Below are 17,109 nucleotides of genomic sequence, written 5' to 3' on the forward strand. Positions count from 1 at the left end.
AAATTGTGAGGGGAGTATGGAGGGAAATAAAAAACCGGCCAGAAGCCGGTTAAAAGGAATGCAGAAATTATCTTCCGATAATGAAGGTAATAATGAAAATAATGATGATAGCGAAGTGATTATAGCGGCTGCGTGTGGGGCGCGTTTTGGCACAATGTGCTTATTGCCCGTCTCAATTGTATGGTTGGCTTTTTTTTCTTAAAGATATGTATAACTACATGATTTTTTATCAATTAATCTATTCTTTGTCTTTAAGTGCTTTATTTTGTTTGTCTGTAAGGTTTTGTGAAAGTTCGCGTGTATTTACATTTCGAAACCTTTATTAATTACACTGAAACACTATCGGATACTTGGTATCATTTTCTTTCTGGATTAATATAACCCTTGTTACCAGAATGGTAATGCACAGTCGTGCTAATAATGCTCGAAAAGGGCAGTGGCCGTAGCTCGACATAATTAACGAGGATAATAACGATGAAACTTCGAGTACTCTCTCTGATGGTACCCGCACTGCTGGTTGCAGGCACAGCAGGCGCGGCGGAAATCTACAACAAAGACGGTAATAAACTGGATTTGTACGGTAAAGTCGACGGTCTTCACTATTTCTCCAGCAACAACGGCGTGGACGGCGATCAGTCTTATATGCGTTTTGGCCTGCGCGGCGAAACGCAAATCAGCGATCAGCTGACCGGGTACGGCCAGTGGGAATATCAGGCGAACCTGAACCACGCTGAAAACCAGGACAACAAGAACTTCACCCGTTACGGCTTCGCCGGTCTGAAATTCGGCGACTACGGCTCCTTCGACTACGGCCGTAACACCGGCGTGCTGTACGACGTCGCGGCGTATACCGACTTGCAGCCTGAGTTCGACGGTATGACCTACGGCGCCGACCAGTTCATGTTCCAGCGTTCCAGCGGCCTGGCGACCTACCGTAACAACGACTTCTTCGGTCTGGTTGACGGCCTGAACTTCGCCCTGCAGTACCAGGGTAAAAACGGCAACGGCGAAGAGACCAACAACGGTCGTGACGTCCTGGGCCAAAACGGCGAAGGCTACGGCATGTCCATGAGCTATGACATGGGCTACGGCATCAGCGCCGCGGGCGCCTTCTTCAACTCTCGCCGCACCAGCGAGCAGAACGGCGCCGGCGCGTACCGCAATATTATGGGCCGCGGCGACAAGGCGGAAGGTTACTCCGGCGGTCTGAAATATGACGCCAACGACGTTTACCTGGCGGTGATGTTCACCCAGTCCTACAACGCGGCGCGTTTCGGCAGTTCCGACAGCAGCGTTTATGGCTACGCCAACAAGGCGCAGAGCTTCGAAGCCTACGCGCACTACCAGTTCGACTTCGGTCTGCGTCCGTTCGTGGGCTATAACCAGACCAAAGGTAAAGACCTGGGCCGCGCCGGCAACGGCAAGGACTACGGCGATCAAGATCTGGTCAAATTCGTCGACCTGGGTGCGACCTACTTCTTCAACAAAAACATGTCTACCTATGTTGATTACAAAATCAACCTGGTGGACAACAACGATTTCACCGACGCTGCCGGCATCAACACCGACAACGTGGTTGCCGTGGGCCTGGTTTACCAGTTCTAAGCACCAGCGTGTGAATGACACAGCGCGGCCTTCGGGCCGCGTTTTTTTTTGCCGGTAAAAAGCACGGATTGATCCGTTGTCGGCATGGGAAGCGCTTCGGATCGCCTCCGCTCGGCCTACGCTGTCAGTACAGCAAACAGAACGGAGGTGATATGGAACTCAAGATCGATAAGGTGATCGAAACGGTGCTGTACGTCAGCGACATTGAACGCGCGGACGCTTTTTACCGGCAGGTGCTGAAGCTGCCGGCAATGGTCGCCAATGAACGGTTTCGCGCCTATAACGTCGGCGATTGGAGCGTACTGTTGCTGTTTATCGAGGGCGATTCGCTGCGCGGGGCGCAGTATCCGACCGGGTTTATTCCCGCGCACGATGGCGTGGGGCCGGCGCATATCGGGCTGGCGGTGGCGAAAGAGCAACTGCCGCACTGGGAACGGCATCTGGTGGCCAACGGTGTGGAGATTGAGGGGCGAATGCGCTGGGAACACGGCGGGGAGAGCATTTATTTTCGCGATCCCGACGCCCACCTGCTGGAACTGGTGACGCCGGGCATCTGGGCCAATTACTGATCGAACCCGCCTTGCGCCAACATGTCCAACGCGGCATTCAGCACCTGCAGCGCGGCCTGCGGTTGCCGCTCTAGCTGCACTCTGACGATGGCACCGTCGATCAGCATCGCCAGCATTGCCGCCCGCTGTTCCCGCTGCGGCCCGGCGGGCAGGTGGCGCGCCAGTTCATCCGCCATCTGCCGCTTATGCCGGCCGGCGATGTGCAGGCTTTCCGGCAGCAGATCGGCTATCTCCACCGCAGTATTGATAAACGCGCAGCCGCGAAAGCGCGGATCGTCGAACCATTCCGCCAGGCAGGGCGCCAGCGCCGGCAGCAACCCGCCGGTCTGCGCTACATGGCGGGCCAATGATGTGCTGAACCAGCTGAGCCACTGCTGATGGCGATAGGTCAAAAACGCCGTAATCAAATCGTTCTTGCTGGGAAAGTGGCGGTAGAAGGTCACTTTGGTCACGCCCGATTCTTTGATGATGCGATCGATACCGGTGGCGCGGATCCCTTCTTGATAAAACAGATCGTGCGCCGTCAGCAGGATGCGCTGGCGGGCGGGCAAGGCGTTGAGATCGGCGGTCATCATTTTCTCCGGGGCTATTTTCGAGTGATTGTAGACAACTCTGTCTACTTGCGCTAGCGTAAAGGTGTAGACAGAGTTGTCTACATGCCTTCACTCAGGAGATGAACATGAGCATTAAACCCCCATTGCCGCCTTTTACCCGCGAATCCGCCATCGAGAAGGTGCGGCTAGCGGAGGATGCCTGGAACAGTCGCGATCCCGAACGCGTATCGCAGGTGTATTCCCTCGATACCCACTGGCGTAACCGCGCGGAGTTTGTCGACGGCCGCGCGGCGGTGGTCGGCTTTTTGCAACGCAAATGGGCGAAAGAACTGGAGTATCGGCTGATTAAGGAGCTGTGGGCGTTTGACGGCGCGCGCATCGCGGTGCGTTTCGCCTATGAATGGCGCGACGATTCCGGCAACTGGTATCGCAGCTTCGGCAATGAAAACTGGGAGTTCAATCAGGAGGGGCTGATGATCAACCGCCATGCCTGCATCAACGACATGCCGATTCGCGAACAGGATCGGCGTTTTCATTGGCCGCTCGGCCGGCGCCCGGACGATGTTCCAGCGCTGAGCGATTTCGGTTTTTGAATCTGCTGGCGCGCCGGCGATGGCCTCTAGGGTGCAAAAGCGCACCGATCGACAAAGGGGAATTTGTAGAAAAGCCTTCCCGCTTCTAGACTTAGGGAACAACAAATGCACTCCAAGAGGACAAGCTATGACGAAGAAGTTGGTTTTGGCCGTCGGCACCGCGGCGGTATTTTCCATTCTTGCCGGTTGCACCACCTATGATCGTGCAGCCAGTTATGTCAATGAGCCGGTGGTCAGCGATGTCAAAGTAGGGATGACCAAGCAGCAGGTGCGGGCTATCGCCGGTCCGCCGTCGACGTCCGCTACGCTGATCCATGCGCAGGGCACCTGCGACACCTATGCGGTGGCGCCGCGCGACGGCAAGGTGCAGACGTACTTTGTCAGCTACAACGACACGGGCCATGTCATGAACAAGGGCTATCAAACCTGTTCAGACTACGATTCTCAGCCGAAATAATCGCGTTTCGGCCGACCAAAAAAGCCTCGCTTGCGCGGGGCTTTTCATTTTTTAAGCGTTTAAGGCCTGAAGTTTAGGCAACTGCGCCGCCCATGCCATTTTTTTGCATCAAAACGATAGACATTTCATAACGGTATCGCTAATATCAGCGCCCATTGGAAGGATGGCCGAGTGGTTTAAGGCAACGGTCTTGAAAACCGTCGAGTGTAACAGCTCCCAGAGTTCGAATCTCTGTCCTTCCGCCAAATTCAGCCGGCTTAGCTCAGTAGGTAGAGCAACTGACTTGTAATCAGTAGGTCACCAGTTCGATTCCGGTAGCCGGCACCATGACAGAGGCCCCAGCAGCAATGCTGGGGCTTTTTGTTATGGATTTTTACTGGAAGCGCCACGAGAATGAATTTCTCAGGTGGCGTCGAAGTTAATCGATAAGCATGCCATCAGATTGAGTGTCGATAGGCAATTACTGAAGCGCGACGGCTTTCGTTTGGTTGCGGTTAATAAGCATTTTGCCGAGTTTGATGCCTGGTTTCTCGATAAAGTGATACAGCAACGTTGCGATACCATAAGTGAGCGGGAGAATGATTCCTGATGCAACAACGAACCGCATCACTGAAGAAAGTTCGGCAAATGATGTGTTTGAGAGCAAATAGGCTACGACCGGTAGAACTATCAATAGATGAAGCAAGTAAACTGAGTATGAGACATCTCCCAGAAATACGCTGAAACGGTTTGTCAGGCACCAACGTGGCAAGCGCAGCGCACGTGACCACTTACTCTCTTCACTACGAGTCCAAAGCATCATGATCATCATTAAGATCAGACCTATCTGAGCGAGCAAATGGTATTTATTCAATTCGTGTGGCAGATATGCGCTACCCAGTACGGTTAACAAAGCAAAAGCGACATATCGAACACTCTTTCTGCGGATTGATTCAGCCATTAGCATACCCGCGATAAATAAGTTCAGCTTTATTAGGATCATGGAAGGCATAGGGAACGCGGCAAAGTAGTCCGGTACTAAAAACTTGACGATTCCGCACAGCAAGACAATCGTGAGGCATGCTCTGGCAAATCCCAGTTTCAAGACTGTCAACATAATGAATGGGAAAAGAAAGTAGAACTGCATTTCCAATCCGATACTCCAGTCGGGGAGTACCGTATTGAAGGAATAATCAGGCAGAAAGCCAAATATAAAGGTGACGTGTGTGAGTACGTTCAAAAATGAATGGTCGCTATAGCGTGAACTGTTGGTTTGCGTTTCGCTGTAGAAATGGCCAATGATGTCTCTGGCTTCACCAAAGTAGCTACCGAATGCGATCGCCAGAACTAGTAAGACATAGTAAAGCGGCGCGATGCGGAAGAACCGTCGAGTCCAAAATTTTTTAAATGTCGATGAGTCGTTCCAGGGTTCTTTTGCCTTACGTTCAACATAATTTTTGGCCATCAGATAACCCGAAAGTAAAATGAAAAGATCTACACCGATTGCTGGATCAGAAAGAATGGGAGGGCGAAAGCTGGTTAGAATGCATATGTGGCCTAGAACAACCCAAAGTGAGGCCAAGCCGCGTAAACCTTCAAGTTCCTGTGACCACTTTTTAGCAGGTTGCATAAGGAGAAGCCCCTAAATAAATTTTCATCAATAATTCCAATGGGTTGGTGGTTATTTTAGATATTATAGCATGAGACCTCGCATGAGGTTAGCTGGTAAATTCTGAATGTAAACCATAGGGTTAAAAAGGTTTTTCGCTACCATAGGCCTCGAAATTATTCAATTGTGCGAGCGATAGTCGGCGGGGAGCACATATGAGCATTGCATACCTAACCGTAAGCCCTATGCTTTTTGAAAGTCTTTATTTCTCAGAAGGAGTGCAGGATAGTGTAGCCGTCAGATAAAAATGTCGCCATGCTGCCTTGTTCGTATAAACCAGCCTGCTGGTGCTAGGTTCAGGCTTGGCTATTAGTCTTGGGCTACGGTTGAGGCCGCTTATCAAATATCAGTGACCAGCCACTGATCCGCTTCTTCGAACATCTCTTCCAACATTCGGTTCAGCTTCTCACGATCGCTTTTGCTGGCGTCGGAGTTCAGGCCGTTGGCCTGCATCGGCTTCACGCGCACGTCAGCTTCCGGGAACAGTGCATGCACGCGTTTTTCCAGCTCGTTGCGAATAATCTCGGCGGCGTTGGGTAACCCAGCGACGTTGCGTTTGTCGTATACCAATTCTACAAACATGTCTCACCTGTAAGTACTGATTTAATGTACAGTATTCTGGCCTGAGGAAGACCGGTTGGCAAGAGGGGGCGTGGAATTTTGCATGATGCGTTCATTCTTGCGCGGAGTGTGGTAAATCCTGCAGCTGAATCACCAATTCCGCCAGGCTGGCGGCCTGCATTTTCTCCATCACTTTTGCCCGGTGAACCTCCACGGTGCGCAGGGCGATATTCAACCGCTCAGCCATTTCCCTGTTCATCATGCCCCGCACCACCAGCTGCGCAATGTCGCGTTCTTTCGGCGTGAGCGTGCGGTAGCGGCCGCAAGTTTCATGGCGTTGCCAGGCCTCGGCGGAGACCTGCTGCGCCCGTTCGAGGGCGGCGATCAGCGGTTCAGCGGCGATCGGTTTTTGCAGGAAGTCCACCGCGCCGTACTTCATCTGCTCCACCGCCATCGGCACGTCGCCATGGCCGGACAGGAACACCACCGCCAGCGTGCTGCCGCGGCGGCGCAGCTCCCCGTAAACCTGGTGACCATCGAGCTTCGGCATCCGCATGTCCAGCAAGACGATCCCGGTCTGAAACAGGTCCGCCTGCGCCAGAAAATCGGCGCTGTCATTCCAGCATTGCACGCCGTGGCCGAGGCTGGTCAGCAAAAAATGGCAGGCGTCGGTGACGGCGACGTCATCATCCACCAGATAAATTAGCGACATGGTTTTCCTCGTTATCCAATATGAAATGCAGCGTTACGCACAGCCCGTTGCGGCTGTCGGGAGCCGGGCGGTTAGCCAGGCGGATTTCGCCGCCGCCATAGCGGGCCAGGCGCCGGCAAATGGCTAACCCCAGCCCCATGCCGCCGGCCTTGGTGGTGTTGAAGGGGCGAAAAGCCTGTTCCAGCCCGGCCGTTGTCATGCCGCCCGCGTTGTCCTGCAGATGCAACTCCATCGCCCGTTCGCTCTTGGCGGCGGAAAGCCAGACGGCATTGGCCCCGGCCTGCGCCGCATTCAGCAGCAGGTTCGCCAGCAACTGTTCCAGCAGCGCCGGCGGCAGGGTTAGCGTCAGCGAAGGCGCCACGTTATTGAACAACGTCAGGTCGGGATAGCGCTGCGCTAGGCGCAGCAGCGTCCACACCCGCTCGGCGGTTTCGCTTACCGCGGTGGGGCGCCAGCGCGTTTGGTCTATCGCCTCCGCGGTGGGCTGCACCCACTGGCGCAGGTTATGAATCGTCTCGCCGCCGCGCTGCGCCTGCCGGTCGATATTTTCCAGCGGCCCCAGCAGCGGATGCCCGGCGTCCGTGTTGCGCAGTTGGATCAGGCAGCCCTGCGCATAGTGGCGAATGGCCGCCAGCGGCTGGTTGAGCTCGTGCGCGAAGCCGGAGGCCATCTCCCCCAGCACGTTCAGCTGCCTGGCGTTTTCCAGCGCCCGTTCCTGCCGCCGCAGTTGCTCGTCGGCGCGGAGCAGCTGTCGCCCGCGTCGGCGTACCAGCAGCGCGATCCAGATATGGTTGACGATCAGCAGCACCAGCAGCGCCAGCGACAGGCCGACGGCCGTCTGATGCTGGATCAGCCAGCTCTTGATATCCAGCCACAGCCGCCGCTGTTCCGGGTGCTGATTGACGGCGCGCAGCAGCGCTTCCACCTCGCTGGTCGAGGCCGGTGCGCCCCACAGGAACGGAGACTGGGGCGGTGCGGTCAGCAAGGCCCTCGCCACCGCATCCACCAGTGAGTTATCCAGGCCGGGCAGGGCGGCGAACGACCAGTTGGGGTAAAGCGGCGTGCTGGTGACGCAGGGAGCCGACGTGGCCTGTTGCAGCAGCGGGCGAAAATCCGCCGGGTTGATCAGGCCTTCCTTGCCCATTTTCTCCAGCAGGCAGACCGGGACGATGGCGGCCTGAATGGCGCGCTCGCGCAACAGATAGAGCAGGGCGTCGGCAGGGAAGCCGGTAAAGCGCAGGTGAAAATCGCGCTCGGGCCGTATGCCAGCGTCGCTGAGCGCCTTATAGCCGGTCAGATAGCCGCCGAAGGCCTGCGGATCGATGGCGCCCACCGTTTTTCCCATCAGCGCCTGCGGCGTCGTAATGCCGCTGTCGCGCCGCACCAGAATCACGCTGCCGATGATGTTGCCCGTTGCCCGATCGCCGTTGGCGGCGCGCAACGACGCCAGCCAGCGCAGATGATAGTGGCTGTTCAGCTGCACAAACTGCGCCGGATTAGTGACCACGAACTGCACGCTGCCCCGATTGACCGCTTCACGCATCTGCGCCAGATCGAGCGGCCGCAGGTGGAAGCGCTCACCGCCGACGCTGCCGTTGAGCCTGTCGATCAGCGGCTGCCAGTCACGCTCGGTCGCCGCATCGCCGCGCATCGCCAGCACGCCGATCGCCCACTCGCCCGCCTGTGCCGCCATCCCCCAGCTGAGACTGAACAGCAGTAATAACACGACCCTCACGGCCCCTCCTGATGGGCAATTTGCCTGCCGCCACTTGTTTTAGATCAACGTTGGGTTCGGTATGTGGTTAACCACAATAGAGCTGAGCCCAATGTCATTTTTACACTGTAAATCATCGACATTGTTTATTCATCTAACGGGCATCAATAGCGTGATCGGGGTGATGCCCAGGGCGTGGGAGAGGCGCATGGATTTCGGTAAACGGCAGTTTTTGCAGCGGCTGGGCGTGTTGACGGCGGGGGCTTCGCTGATCCCCGTGGCGGAGGCCGGGCTGACGTTAGCGCCGACGCGGCGCGAGGGGGATGCCAGCCGCCGCTACGCGATGCTGATCGATCTGCGGCGCTGCGTCGGGTGCCAGGCCTGTACCGTCAGTTGCGCCATTGAAAACCAGACGCCGCACGGGGAGTTTCGCACCACGGTAAACCAGTACCAGGTCAGCCTCGCAGACGAAGCGGTGGCGACCAACGTGCTGCTGCCCAGGCTGTGCAACCACTGCGACAACCCGCCCTGCGTGCCGGTGTGCCCGGTGCAGGCCACCTTCCAGCGCGAGGACGGGATCGTGGTGGTCGACAACAAACGCTGCGTGGGTTGCGCCTATTGCGTGCAGGCCTGCCCGTACGATGCCCGTTTTATCAATCACGCCACCCAAACGGCGGACAAATGCACCTTCTGCGTACACCGGCTGGAGGCGGGATTGCTGCCGGCATGCGTGGAGTCGTGCGTGGGCGGGGCGCGGATCATCGGCGATATGCGCGATCCGCACAGCACGCTGAGCAAGCTGCTGCGGCGTCACGAGGCCGAGATCAAAGTCCTCAAGCCGGAGAACCAAACCGCGCCCCACGTGTTTTATCTGGGGCTGGATGACGCCTTCGTCACGCCGCTGCCGGGGCGGGCGCAGGTCGCCTTATGGGGAGAGGGACGATGAGCCGCCAACTGATGATCGCAGAGGTTTTGAGCCAGCCGCAGGCGGTGAGCTGGCTGCCGTGGGCCGTGCAATATTTCTTCTTTATCGGCATTGCCGCCTGCGCCGCGCTGCTGGCCTGCGTGTGGCGCTGGCGCGGTGGAGACAACGCCGCACATTTGGAGCGCGCGGCGCTGTTTATCGGGCTGACGTGCGCCATCACCGCGCCGCTGGCGTTGACCGCCGATCTGCATCAAACCGCCCGTTTCTGGCATTTTTACGCCTACCCGACGCCCTGGTCGTGGATGCCGTGGGGCGCGCTGTTCTTGCCGTTGTTTACCTTGCTGATCGGCCTGTGGTTTATCGCGATTGAATTTACACGGCTGACGGGCAGACCGGTTGCGCTGTTGCGTGGGATCGCGCCCGCCTGCGCGCTGGTGGCTATCGGCCTGCTGTTGTACACCGGGCGCGAGGTTTCCGTCGTGCGCGCCCGCCCAATCTGGTTCAGCTACGCATTTCCGATCGTGATGTTCCTCAGCGCGCTGCAGGCGCTCTTGGCTCTGTTGCTGTTGGCGATGCGCAAACGGCCCGGCCTGCAGGCGCCGCTGGCGCGCGGGATGCTGCTGACGCTGCTGCCGCTCGGCGGGGCGATCCTGCTGTGGGTGTGCGGCGATACGCTATCCGGCGCGGCGGTACACCACTGGCTGCAGACGCAGGCGACGGCGCGCCAGTATGCTGCCGGCTGGATCGCGCTGTGGGGGCTGGCGCTGGCGTGGGCCGCCTGGGCGGCCTATCGACGTTTGCCGCGCGGCGGCGCGCCGCTGCTGGTGGCCGGCGCGCTGGGGCTGAGCTGGCTGATGCGCTGGACGCTGTTGATCGAAGTGCAAACCATCCCGAAATACAACGCGTCTTATTCCCCCTATAGCCTGCCGCTTGGTACCGATGGCTTGCTGGCGATCGTCGGCACTTTCGGGCTGTGGCTGGCGTTAATGATCATGGTGCGTGAAGCACAGGCGTTTTTACTGCGGAGAAAACAACATGGCTAAACTCACCCGGCGTCAGTGGTTGAAAGTGGGCCTGGCCTTCGGCGGGCTGTCCGCTTTCGGCCTGAGCTATCGCGAGGTCGCCAAACGGGCGATCGACGGCTTGATTCACGGCACCTCAGGGCGCGTGACTCTGGATCGCATCAACGGCAACTCTCTGCAGCCCGAAGGGCGGGCTATGCCGGAATGGCAAGGCAATCCGCAGCAGGCCATCTCGATGACCCAGTGCTTCGGTTGCTGGACGCAATGCGGCGTGCGGATACGGGTGGACAGGCAGACCGACCGGGTACTGCGTATCGCCGGCAACCCGTATCATCCGCTGTCTCAGGAGCGGCACCTCGATTCTGCGTTGCCGCTGCAGGACGCGTTGGCGCAGCTGGGCGGGGAGAGCGGCCTTGACGCGCGTTCCACCGCCTGCGCGCGGGGCGCTACGCTGCTGGAGGGGCTTTACAGCCCGCTGCGCGTGCTGGAGCCGATGAAACGCGTCGGCAAACGCGGCGAGGGCAAGTGGCAGCGCATCAGCTTCGAGCAGTTGATCGCCGAAGTGGTGGAGGGCGGCGATCTGTTCGGCGAGGGGCATGTGGACGGCCTGCGGGCGATCCGCGATCTGGAAACGCCGATCGATGCCCGACAGCCGGGGCTGGGGCCGAAAGCCAATCAGCTGCTGGTGACCAACGCCGGTGATGACGGGCGCGACAGCTTCCTGCGGCGCTTCGCCCAGAACAGCTTCGGCAGCAAAAACTTCGGCGCGCACGGCGCTTACTGCGGGCTGGCCTACCGCGCCGGTTCCGGCGCGTTGATGAACGATCTGGACAAGAATCCGCACGTGAAACCGGACTGGGAACAGGTCGAATTCGCGCTGTTTATGGGCACCTCGCCGGCGCAGTCCGGCAACCCGTTCAAGCGTCAGGCCCGGCAGTTGGCCAGCGCCAGATTGCGCAGCGAATTCCGCTACGCGGTAGTGGCGCCGGCGCTGCCGTTGACCACCACGCTGGCGGACGATCATGGCCATTGGATCCCGATACTGCCGGGCACCGACTCGGCGCTGGCGATGGCGATGATCCGTTGGATCCTCGACAATCGGCGTTATCAGGCCGGTTATCTCGCCATCCCGTCGGAGGCGGCCATGCAACGCGCCGGCGAGAAGAGTTGGACCAACGCCACGCATCTGGTGATCGCCGAGAGCGAGCACCCGTTGGCGGGGCAGCATTTGACGCAGGCCCATCTGAACGGCGCCGAGTCGGCGTCGCCGCTGGTGGTCAACGGCGCGGGGGAACTGGTGGCGGCCGAGACGTGCGACAGCGCCGAGCTGTGGGTAACCCGCACGGTGACGCTGCTCGACGGCGCGCAGGTGGCGGTGAAGAGCGGCTTTCAGTGTCTGAAAGAGGCGGCCGACAAGTTGTCGCCGGAAGCCTACAGCCGGGAATGCGGCGTACCGGTGGCGCGCATCGCGGCGCTGGCCGAGGCCTTTACCGCCCACGGGCGCAAGGCGGCGGTGATCGCCCATGGCGGGATGATGGCGGCGAACGGGTTTTACAATACCTGGTCGGTGATGATGCTCAACGTGTTGATCGGTAACCTGAGCCTGGCGGGCGGGGTGTTCGTCGGCGGCGGCAAATTCAACGGTTTCGCCGAGGGGCCGCGCTATAACCTGGTCGAGTTTCCCGGCCTGGTAAAACCGAAGGGGTTGAATATCGCGCGCAGCAAGGCCGCCTATGAAACCTCCGACGAATACCGCGAAAAAGTGGCGGCGGGCGTTTCGCCCTGGCCGGCCAGGGCGCCCTGGTATCCGTTCGTCGCCGGGCAGTTGACCGAGCTGCTGACGTCGGCGCTGGCGGGATATCCGTACGGGCTGAAAGCCTGGATCTCGAACATGACCAACCCCCTGTACGGTATCGCCGGGTTGCGCGGCGTGGCGGAAGAGCGGCTGAAAGATCCGGCGCGTTTGCCGCTGTTTATCGCCATCGATGCGTTTATCAACGAAACGACGGCATTGGCCGACTATATCGTCCCGGACACCCATAACTTTGAGAGCTGGGGATTCAGCGCCCCCTGGGGCGGCGTCGCCAGCAAGGCCACCACTGCGCGCTGGCCGATAGTGACGCCGGCGACCGCGAAAACGGCGCAAGGGCAGCCGATCTCCATGGAGGCGTTTTGCATCGCCGTCGCCAAACGCCTGGCGCTGCCGGGGTTCGGCGATCGCGCTATCGGCGACGGCCGGGGCGGGCTGCTGCCGCTCAACCGCGCCGAGGATTATTATCTGCGCGCCGCCGCCAACGTGGCGTTTGCCGGCAAGGCGCCGGTGCCGGCCGTGAGGGAGGAAGAGCTGGCGTTGAGCGGCGTCGATCGCTTGTTGCCGCAGCTTGCGCAGACGCTGCGCGCCGATGAGATCGGCCGCGTGGCGTTTATCTACAGCCGCGGCGGCCGCTTCGCCGGTCATGACAGCGGCCGCCGCGACGGCAGCGTGGGCAACCGCTGGGAGAAGCCGCTGCAGATCTGGAATGCGGAAGTGGCGAAGCACCGGCATGCGATTACCGGCGAGCGTTTCAGCGGCTGCCCAACCTGCTACCCGGCGCGTTTGTCTGACGGCCGTGCGGTGGAAGAACTCTACCCTGAGCGGCAGTGGCCGCTGCGGCTGATGTCCTTCAAATCCAATGTGATGAGCAGCTCCACCGCGGTGATCCGGCGCCTGCACGACGTGAAGCCGGTGAACCTGGTGGCGCTGAACCCGGCGGACGGGGCGCGTTTCGGCGTTCAACACGGTGATTGGGTGAGCATCAGCACCCCGGGCGGCAGCCGGGAGGCGCAGATCAGTCTGCTGGCGGGTGTGATGCCCGGCGTGATCGCGGTGGAACACGGCTACGGCCACCGGGAGATGGGCGCCAGCCAGCACTACCTGGACGGCGAGCCGCTGGCGATGGATAAGCGCATTGCCGCCGGCATCAATCTCAACGATCTGGGGTTTGCCGATCCGACGCGCGAAGTGCCGAACACCTGGCTGGACTGGGTGACCGGTGCGGCGGTGCGCCAGGGGATTCCAGCGGCGATCGTCAAGCTTTCCGCGTAAACGACGGACGAAAAAAAACCTGCTGTAACAGCAGGTTTTTTTGAATTTGGTCGGCATGAGAGGATTATGCGCATCTTCGATGCTTGCCCTGCGGGCCGTTGCTAAAGCAACGTGGTCTCACTACGTTCGGCTCAAACCTCCTTCGGAGATTCTCATCCTCTCAGTGTGCAGACGAAAAAAAACCTGCTGTAACAGCAGGTTTTTTTGAATTTGGTCGGCATGAGAGGATTCGAACCTCCGACCCCCGACACCCCATGACGGTGCGCTACCAGGCTGCGCTACATGCCGACGCTATGAAAAATCATACTACCGATTCCCGATGTTAATGCAAGCGCCTCGCCTCTTGATTGCTTTAGTTTTAAGCAGTTAGTTGGCGATAAAGCGTTTTACATCGGTCAGCACCTGCAACAGCAGAGCAAGCTGCGGTTTCTCGTCTTTTATTTCATCGCCGTTCTGATCGTAGACGCGATAGTTGCCGCTGTTGTCCAGCATCAGCGTCTGCGTCGGCGTGATGATCACCAGCTGATTGCCATCGCCGGTAGCGATCCAGTCGTTGCGGCGCTGGGCGGTGAACAGATCTTCGCCCTGCGAATAGTCTTTCGGCGCGGTCTTCACGTGCAGCAATCGTTGCATCAGGGTGCGCATCACGTCGTTATGGCCGGTCAGCTTGCTGATGGTCTGCGCCGGGGTGCCCGGCCAGTGGATCACCAACGGCACCTGCAGCTGCGCCTGGTTGAAGCCGGTGCCGGCGCCCCATTGGCCTTTGCCGCTGTCGTTGAACTCGACGCCGTGCTCGGCGGTGATCACCACCACGGTTTTATCCAGCAGGCCGCGCTGTTTCAGGGTGTCCAGCACCTGGGCTATCTGGGCGTCCACGTCTTGCGCGCCGGTGCGATAGCGCCGAATAAAGTCGGCCGGAGCCGGGGTTTTGTCGCCTTCGACAGCCTCGGCGCCGCTGAAGCTGATATAGGAGAACCACGGCTCTTTGCTACCCTGATCGGCCAGCCAACGCTGCCATTGCTGCGTGGTTTGCGCGTCGCTTTGCGGCGCCGGCGTCGGCAGCGAGAAGTCGGTCAACAGCGCCTGACGGTACAGGCTGGCGTTGAAGCCATCGGAGGAGAACAGCCCCAGCTGGTAGCCCCGATCGCCGAGCGCAGCGATCAGCGCCGACGGCTTGCGGCCGGCGAGCACGCTGTCCAGATAGGTCGGGGAAATGCCGTAGAACAGGCCGAACAGCCCGGTATCGGCATGGTTGCCCGAACTGTAATGATCGCTGAAACGCACGTTTTCCTGGGCGAAGCGCGTCAGCGCCGGCATGTCCTGCGCCACGTCTTTGGCGCGAATGCCGTCCACCACGATCATCAGCAGGTTATAGCCGCTGCCTTTATCGCCGTAGCTGAGATCGCTGAGCGGATACTCTACTGCCACCGCTTCCGGATTGCCCTGTTGCATCAGGCGGCGCTCATACGCTTGCTGGTCGAGCAGGCCGTGTTTTTCGAGGAACTTGCGCGCGGTCATCGGGTACGAGAGCGGCAGGTTGGCTCGCTGCATGGTGATCGGGCGATAGAAGTTGGCGTCGGCCCAGATGTAAATCAGGTGCGACGCGAAAAAGGCGCTGATAAACAGCGCCGCCAGCGGTTTGCCGAAGCGGCGGCGGTTCAGGCTGCGCAGCTTCTGCCAGCTCCAGGTGGCGAACAGCATCTCCACCAGGAAGATCGCCGGCACGCAGATGAACATCAGTTGCCAGTCGCGCGACAGTTCGCTTTGGTCCGGGTTGACCACCAGATCCCACACCACCGGATTGAGGTGCAGGTGGAAATGGGAGAACACTTCGCTGTCGACCAGCAACAGCGTGAGCCCGATGGTGGCCAGCGCGGCGGAAATAAATCGCAGCAGCCGCTGCGACATCACCACGAAGGTGAGCGGGAAGATCACCAGCAAATAGCCGGCGAACACGATAAAGCTGAAATGCCCCAGCAGGCTGACAAAGGCATAAACCCGGCCCAGCAGGGATGCGGGCCAGTCGGTGACAAACAGGTAACGGCTGCCCAGCCCAAGGGCGAGCAAAATGTTGAATAAGGCGAACCAGTGCCCCCAGCTGATCATCTGGGAGACTTTTTCACGATAACGCTGACGGTTTGTCACCATAAGTCAATATTAATGTGCTTTATCTTCACGGACAGAAGCCTGCAGGGCTTCCGCGAACGATCTCGCCAGGGTTTTCCGCTGCGCGGGGGCAACGCTGGTGTTGATCAAATTAGTGACCATATTGCCCAGCACCATCAGGGAAAGATCGGTGGGGGTATGGTGTTTTTCCAGAACATTGACCAGCTCTGAGAGCAGTTGTTCAACGTGTTCGTCACTGTAACGGGATGATTGTGGCATAAAATTGCGCTTAGTAATCTGCAAAGTGCCCTATCTTACCGTATAGGGCAGTGATTTTCCGCTCTTTTATCACTTCCTGTCATTCGGGAAATTGTTCGCCCGCGCCGGGGCTGCCCCTCGCAGCGCCTTTCCGGTTTGCCGCGGTTTTTAGTATTGCAGGGCGGGGCCTTCAGTGTTTGAATACGCGCCTAAAGAACAGGAGGATTTACCATGAGTCTGGATATCGACCAGATCGCTCTGCACCAGTTGGTGAAACGCGACGAGCAAACGCTGGACGTGGTGCTGCGCGATTCCTTGCTTCCCACCAACGCGGCGGTGGAAGAAATGATGACGGAACTGCATCGCGTCTATAGCGCCAAGAGCAAGGCCTTGGGCCTGTTCAACGAAGGCAGCGAGCTGGCGGAAGCGCTGCGCACCTGCCGCAAGGACGATAAGGACTTTCTGGCCTTCAGCCGCGCGGCGACTGGCCGCCTGCGCGACGAACTGGCGAAGTATCCGTTCGCCGAAGGCGGCGTGGTACTGTTCGGCCAATACCGTTATCTGGCGGTGGAGTATCTGCTGATCGCGGTGTTGAACAGCCGTAACAGCATGCGCGTCAACGAAGAGCTGGATATCAACACCACGCACTATCTGGACATCAACAACGCCGATATCGTCGCGCGCATCGATCTGACCGAATGGGAAACCAACCCGGAATCGACCCGCTACCTGACCTTCCTGCGCGGGCGCGTGGGCCGCAAGGTCGCCGACTTCTTCATGGATTTCCTGGCGGCGTCCGAAGGGTTGGACACCAAGGCGCAAAACCGTGGGCTGCTGCAGGCGGTGGACGACTACTGCGCCGATGCGCAGCTGGACAAGAACGAGCGCCAGTCAGTGCGCCAGCAGGTGTACAGCTACTGCAACGAACAGCTGCAGGCGGGCGAAGAGATTGAGCTGCAGGCGCTGTCGCAGGAGCTGTCGCCGGTCGGCGAGAAAGACTTCATGCAGTTCTCAAGCGAGCAAGGGTATGAGCTGGAAGAAAGCTTCCCGGCGGATCGCGGCACGCTGCGCCAACTAACCAAATTCGCCGGCAGCGGCGGCGGCATCAGCCTGAACTTCGACGCCATGCTGCTGGGCGAGCGCATTTTCTGGGATGCGGCCACCGACACCCTGACCATCAGAGGCACGCCGCCGAATCTGCGCGATCAGCTGCAGCGCCGGACCGGCAGCGGCAAGTAAGCGCGCCGAATCGCAGACAATAAAAAACGCCGCAATTGCGGCGTTCTTTATTTCGGCGTCC

At 59.2% G+C, this 17,109-nt stretch carries 16 protein-coding genes, 3 tRNA genes and 1 other RNA gene; 11 read left to right on the forward strand and 9 right to left on the reverse strand.

The annotated features are described in order from the left end of the window. Positions 1-16: 16 nt before the first annotated feature. The 3 genes from ACJ8HB_RS06060 to ACJ8HB_RS06070 all read left to right on the forward strand — a co-directional run bounded on the left by ACJ8HB_RS06060 (position 17) and on the right by ACJ8HB_RS06070 (position 2,174). A complete protein-coding gene (locus tag ACJ8HB_RS06060) occupies positions 17-202 on the forward strand; it encodes a hypothetical protein (RefSeq protein WP_125460720.1) in 186 nt (61 codons plus the stop codon). A 272-nt stretch (positions 203-474) separates the two neighbouring features. Beyond that, the gene (gene ompC, locus ACJ8HB_RS06065) at positions 475-1,605 is read left to right on the forward strand and encodes a porin OmpC (RefSeq protein WP_033635297.1); all 1,131 of its coding nucleotides are present in this window, start codon (positions 475-477) and stop codon (positions 1,603-1,605) included. Positions 1,606-1,757: 152 nt separating this feature from the next. Continuing rightward, positions 1,758-2,174, forward strand: coding sequence for a VOC family protein (locus ACJ8HB_RS06070; protein ID WP_047571241.1), 417 nt, complete (start codon positions 1,758-1,760; stop codon positions 2,172-2,174). Here the strand turns inward: ACJ8HB_RS06070 and ACJ8HB_RS06075 are convergent. Further along, complete coding sequence (locus ACJ8HB_RS06075; protein ID WP_047571243.1) at positions 2,168-2,746, reverse strand: TetR/AcrR family transcriptional regulator; 579 nt, start codon at positions 2,744-2,746, stop codon at positions 2,168-2,170. The genes ACJ8HB_RS06070 and ACJ8HB_RS06075 overlap by 7 nt on opposite strands. Positions 2,747-2,853: 107 nt before the next feature. Here ACJ8HB_RS06075 and ACJ8HB_RS06080 point away from each other — a divergent pair, with 107 nt between their 5' ends. From ACJ8HB_RS06080 to ACJ8HB_RS06095, 4 genes are all read left to right on the forward strand, one after another. Next, on the forward strand, positions 2,854-3,321 hold the full coding sequence (locus ACJ8HB_RS06080; protein ID WP_025303631.1) for a nuclear transport factor 2 family protein: 468 nt from the start codon (positions 2,854-2,856) through the stop codon (positions 3,319-3,321). 127 nt (positions 3,322-3,448) lie between these two features. Continuing rightward, positions 3,449-3,778 (forward strand): osmotically-inducible lipoprotein OsmE, encoded by a 330-nt coding sequence (gene osmE, locus ACJ8HB_RS06085; protein WP_033635291.1) that lies wholly within the window; start codon positions 3,449-3,451, stop codon positions 3,776-3,778. A gap of 157 nt (positions 3,779-3,935) precedes the next feature. Next, positions 3,936-4,023: transfer RNA gene (locus tag ACJ8HB_RS06090), tRNA-Ser, on the forward strand. A 6-nt stretch (positions 4,024-4,029) separates the two neighbouring features. Further along, positions 4,030-4,105 (forward strand) — tRNA-Thr (locus ACJ8HB_RS06095). 133 nt (positions 4,106-4,238) lie between these two features. On the opposite strand, the gene ACJ8HB_RS06100 is transcribed toward ACJ8HB_RS06095, so the two are convergent. From ACJ8HB_RS06100 to ttrS, 4 genes are all read right to left on the reverse strand, one after another. Next, entirely contained in the window at positions 4,239-5,387 is a 1,149-nt protein-coding gene (locus tag ACJ8HB_RS06100; protein ID WP_094859987.1) for an acyltransferase family protein, read from the reverse strand. A gap of 378 nt (positions 5,388-5,765) precedes the next feature. Continuing rightward, on the reverse strand, positions 5,766-6,008 hold the full coding sequence (locus ACJ8HB_RS06105; RefSeq protein ID WP_004935803.1) for a DinI family protein: 243 nt from the start codon (positions 6,006-6,008) through the stop codon (positions 5,766-5,768). A gap of 91 nt (positions 6,009-6,099) precedes the next feature. Continuing rightward, positions 6,100-6,699 (reverse strand): tetrathionate respiration response regulator TtrR, encoded by a 600-nt coding sequence (gene ttrR, locus ACJ8HB_RS06110; protein WP_047571245.1) that lies wholly within the window; start codon positions 6,697-6,699, stop codon positions 6,100-6,102. Then, positions 6,674-8,392 carry a tetrathionate respiration histidine kinase TtrS gene (ttrS, locus tag ACJ8HB_RS06115; protein WP_202394186.1) on the reverse strand — a complete coding sequence of 573 codons (1,719 nt, stop codon included), beginning with the start codon at positions 8,390-8,392 and terminating at the stop codon, positions 6,674-6,676. Before ttrS ends, ttrR begins: the two co-directional genes overlap by 26 nt. A 229-nt stretch (positions 8,393-8,621) precedes the next feature. Here ttrS and ttrB point away from each other — a divergent pair, with 229 nt between their 5' ends. The 3 genes from ttrB to ttrA are packed head-to-tail and all read left to right on the forward strand — an operon-like array spanning position 8,622 to position 13,445. Then, positions 8,622-9,359 (forward strand): tetrathionate reductase subunit TtrB, encoded by a 738-nt coding sequence (ttrB, locus tag ACJ8HB_RS06120; RefSeq protein ID WP_047571248.1) that lies wholly within the window; start codon positions 8,622-8,624, stop codon positions 9,357-9,359. Next, entirely contained in the window at positions 9,356-10,381 is a 1,026-nt protein-coding gene (gene ttrC, locus ACJ8HB_RS06125) for a tetrathionate reductase subunit TtrC (protein WP_047571250.1), read from the forward strand. Before ttrB ends, ttrC begins: the two co-directional genes overlap by 4 nt. Next, on the forward strand, positions 10,374-13,445 hold the full coding sequence (gene ttrA, locus ACJ8HB_RS06130; protein ID WP_094859986.1) for a tetrathionate reductase subunit TtrA: 3,072 nt from the start codon (positions 10,374-10,376) through the stop codon (positions 13,443-13,445). Before ttrC ends, ttrA begins: the two co-directional genes overlap by 8 nt. Positions 13,446-13,492: 47 nt before the next feature. On the opposite strand, the gene ACJ8HB_RS06135 is transcribed toward ttrA, so the two are convergent. The 4 genes from ACJ8HB_RS06135 to ACJ8HB_RS06150 form a co-directional block, all read right to left on the reverse strand. Continuing rightward, a non-coding RNA gene (locus ACJ8HB_RS06135) (RtT sRNA) lies at positions 13,493-13,622 on the reverse strand. A 34-nt stretch (positions 13,623-13,656) separates the two neighbouring features. Next, positions 13,657-13,733: transfer RNA gene (locus ACJ8HB_RS06140), tRNA-Pro, on the reverse strand. A gap of 78 nt (positions 13,734-13,811) precedes the next feature. Next, positions 13,812-15,593 (reverse strand): LPS biosynthesis-modulating metalloenzyme YejM, encoded by a 1,782-nt coding sequence (gene yejM, locus ACJ8HB_RS06145; RefSeq protein WP_047571252.1) that lies wholly within the window; start codon positions 15,591-15,593, stop codon positions 13,812-13,814. A gap of 9 nt (positions 15,594-15,602) precedes the next feature. Beyond that, positions 15,603-15,830 carry a YejL family protein gene (locus ACJ8HB_RS06150; RefSeq protein ID WP_004935782.1) on the reverse strand — a complete coding sequence of 76 codons (228 nt, stop codon included), beginning with the start codon at positions 15,828-15,830 and terminating at the stop codon, positions 15,603-15,605. 210 nt (positions 15,831-16,040) lie between these two features. Here ACJ8HB_RS06150 and yejK point away from each other — a divergent pair, with 210 nt between their 5' ends. Beyond that, the gene (gene yejK / locus ACJ8HB_RS06155) at positions 16,041-17,048 is read left to right on the forward strand and encodes a nucleoid-associated protein YejK (protein ID WP_039565050.1); all 1,008 of its coding nucleotides are present in this window, start codon (positions 16,041-16,043) and stop codon (positions 17,046-17,048) included. The last annotated feature ends 61 nt before the right edge of the window (positions 17,049-17,109 follow it).

Origin of the sequence: Serratia sp. CY27727, assembly GCF_052169275.1 — a bacterium.
Lineage (GTDB): Bacteria > Pseudomonadota > Gammaproteobacteria > Enterobacterales > Enterobacteriaceae > Serratia > Serratia sarumanii.

Excerpts from the sequence above, each read along its gene's own strand:
- osmE (WP_033635291.1), top strand. The coding sequence starts at position 3,449 with ATGACGAAGAAGTTGGTTTTGGCCGTCGGCACCGCGGCGGTATTTTCC.
- ttrC (WP_047571250.1), top strand. The coding sequence starts at position 9,356 with ATGAGCCGCCAACTGATGATCGCAGAGGTTTTGAGCCAGCCGCAGGCG.
- ACJ8HB_RS06105 (WP_004935803.1), bottom strand. The coding sequence starts at position 6,008 with ATGTTTGTAGAATTGGTATACGACAAACGCAACGTCGCTGGGTTACCC.
- ACJ8HB_RS06100 (WP_094859987.1), bottom strand. The coding sequence starts at position 5,387 with ATGCAACCTGCTAAAAAGTGGTCACAGGAACTTGAAGGTTTACGCGGC.
- ompC (WP_033635297.1), top strand. The coding sequence starts at position 475 with ATGAAACTTCGAGTACTCTCTCTGATGGTACCCGCACTGCTGGTTGCA.
- ttrS (WP_202394186.1), bottom strand. The coding sequence starts at position 8,392 with ATGGCGGCACAGGCGGGCGAGTGGGCGATCGGCGTGCTGGCGATGCGC.
- yejK (WP_039565050.1), top strand. The coding sequence starts at position 16,041 with ATGAGTCTGGATATCGACCAGATCGCTCTGCACCAGTTGGTGAAACGC.
- ACJ8HB_RS06070 (WP_047571241.1), top strand. The coding sequence starts at position 1,758 with ATGGAACTCAAGATCGATAAGGTGATCGAAACGGTGCTGTACGTCAGC.
- ACJ8HB_RS06150 (WP_004935782.1), bottom strand. The coding sequence starts at position 15,830 with ATGCCACAATCATCCCGTTACAGTGACGAACACGTTGAACAACTGCTC.
- ACJ8HB_RS06075 (WP_047571243.1), bottom strand. The coding sequence starts at position 2,746 with ATGACCGCCGATCTCAACGCCTTGCCCGCCCGCCAGCGCATCCTGCTG.
- ACJ8HB_RS06080 (WP_025303631.1), top strand. The coding sequence starts at position 2,854 with ATGAGCATTAAACCCCCATTGCCGCCTTTTACCCGCGAATCCGCCATC.
- ttrA (WP_094859986.1), top strand. The coding sequence starts at position 10,374 with ATGGCTAAACTCACCCGGCGTCAGTGGTTGAAAGTGGGCCTGGCCTTC.
- ttrB (WP_047571248.1), top strand. The coding sequence starts at position 8,622 with ATGGATTTCGGTAAACGGCAGTTTTTGCAGCGGCTGGGCGTGTTGACG.
- ACJ8HB_RS06060 (WP_125460720.1), top strand. The coding sequence starts at position 17 with ATGGAGGGAAATAAAAAACCGGCCAGAAGCCGGTTAAAAGGAATGCAG.
- ttrR (WP_047571245.1), bottom strand. The coding sequence starts at position 6,699 with ATGTCGCTAATTTATCTGGTGGATGATGACGTCGCCGTCACCGACGCC.
- yejM (WP_047571252.1), bottom strand. The coding sequence starts at position 15,593 with ATGGTGACAAACCGTCAGCGTTATCGTGAAAAAGTCTCCCAGATGATC.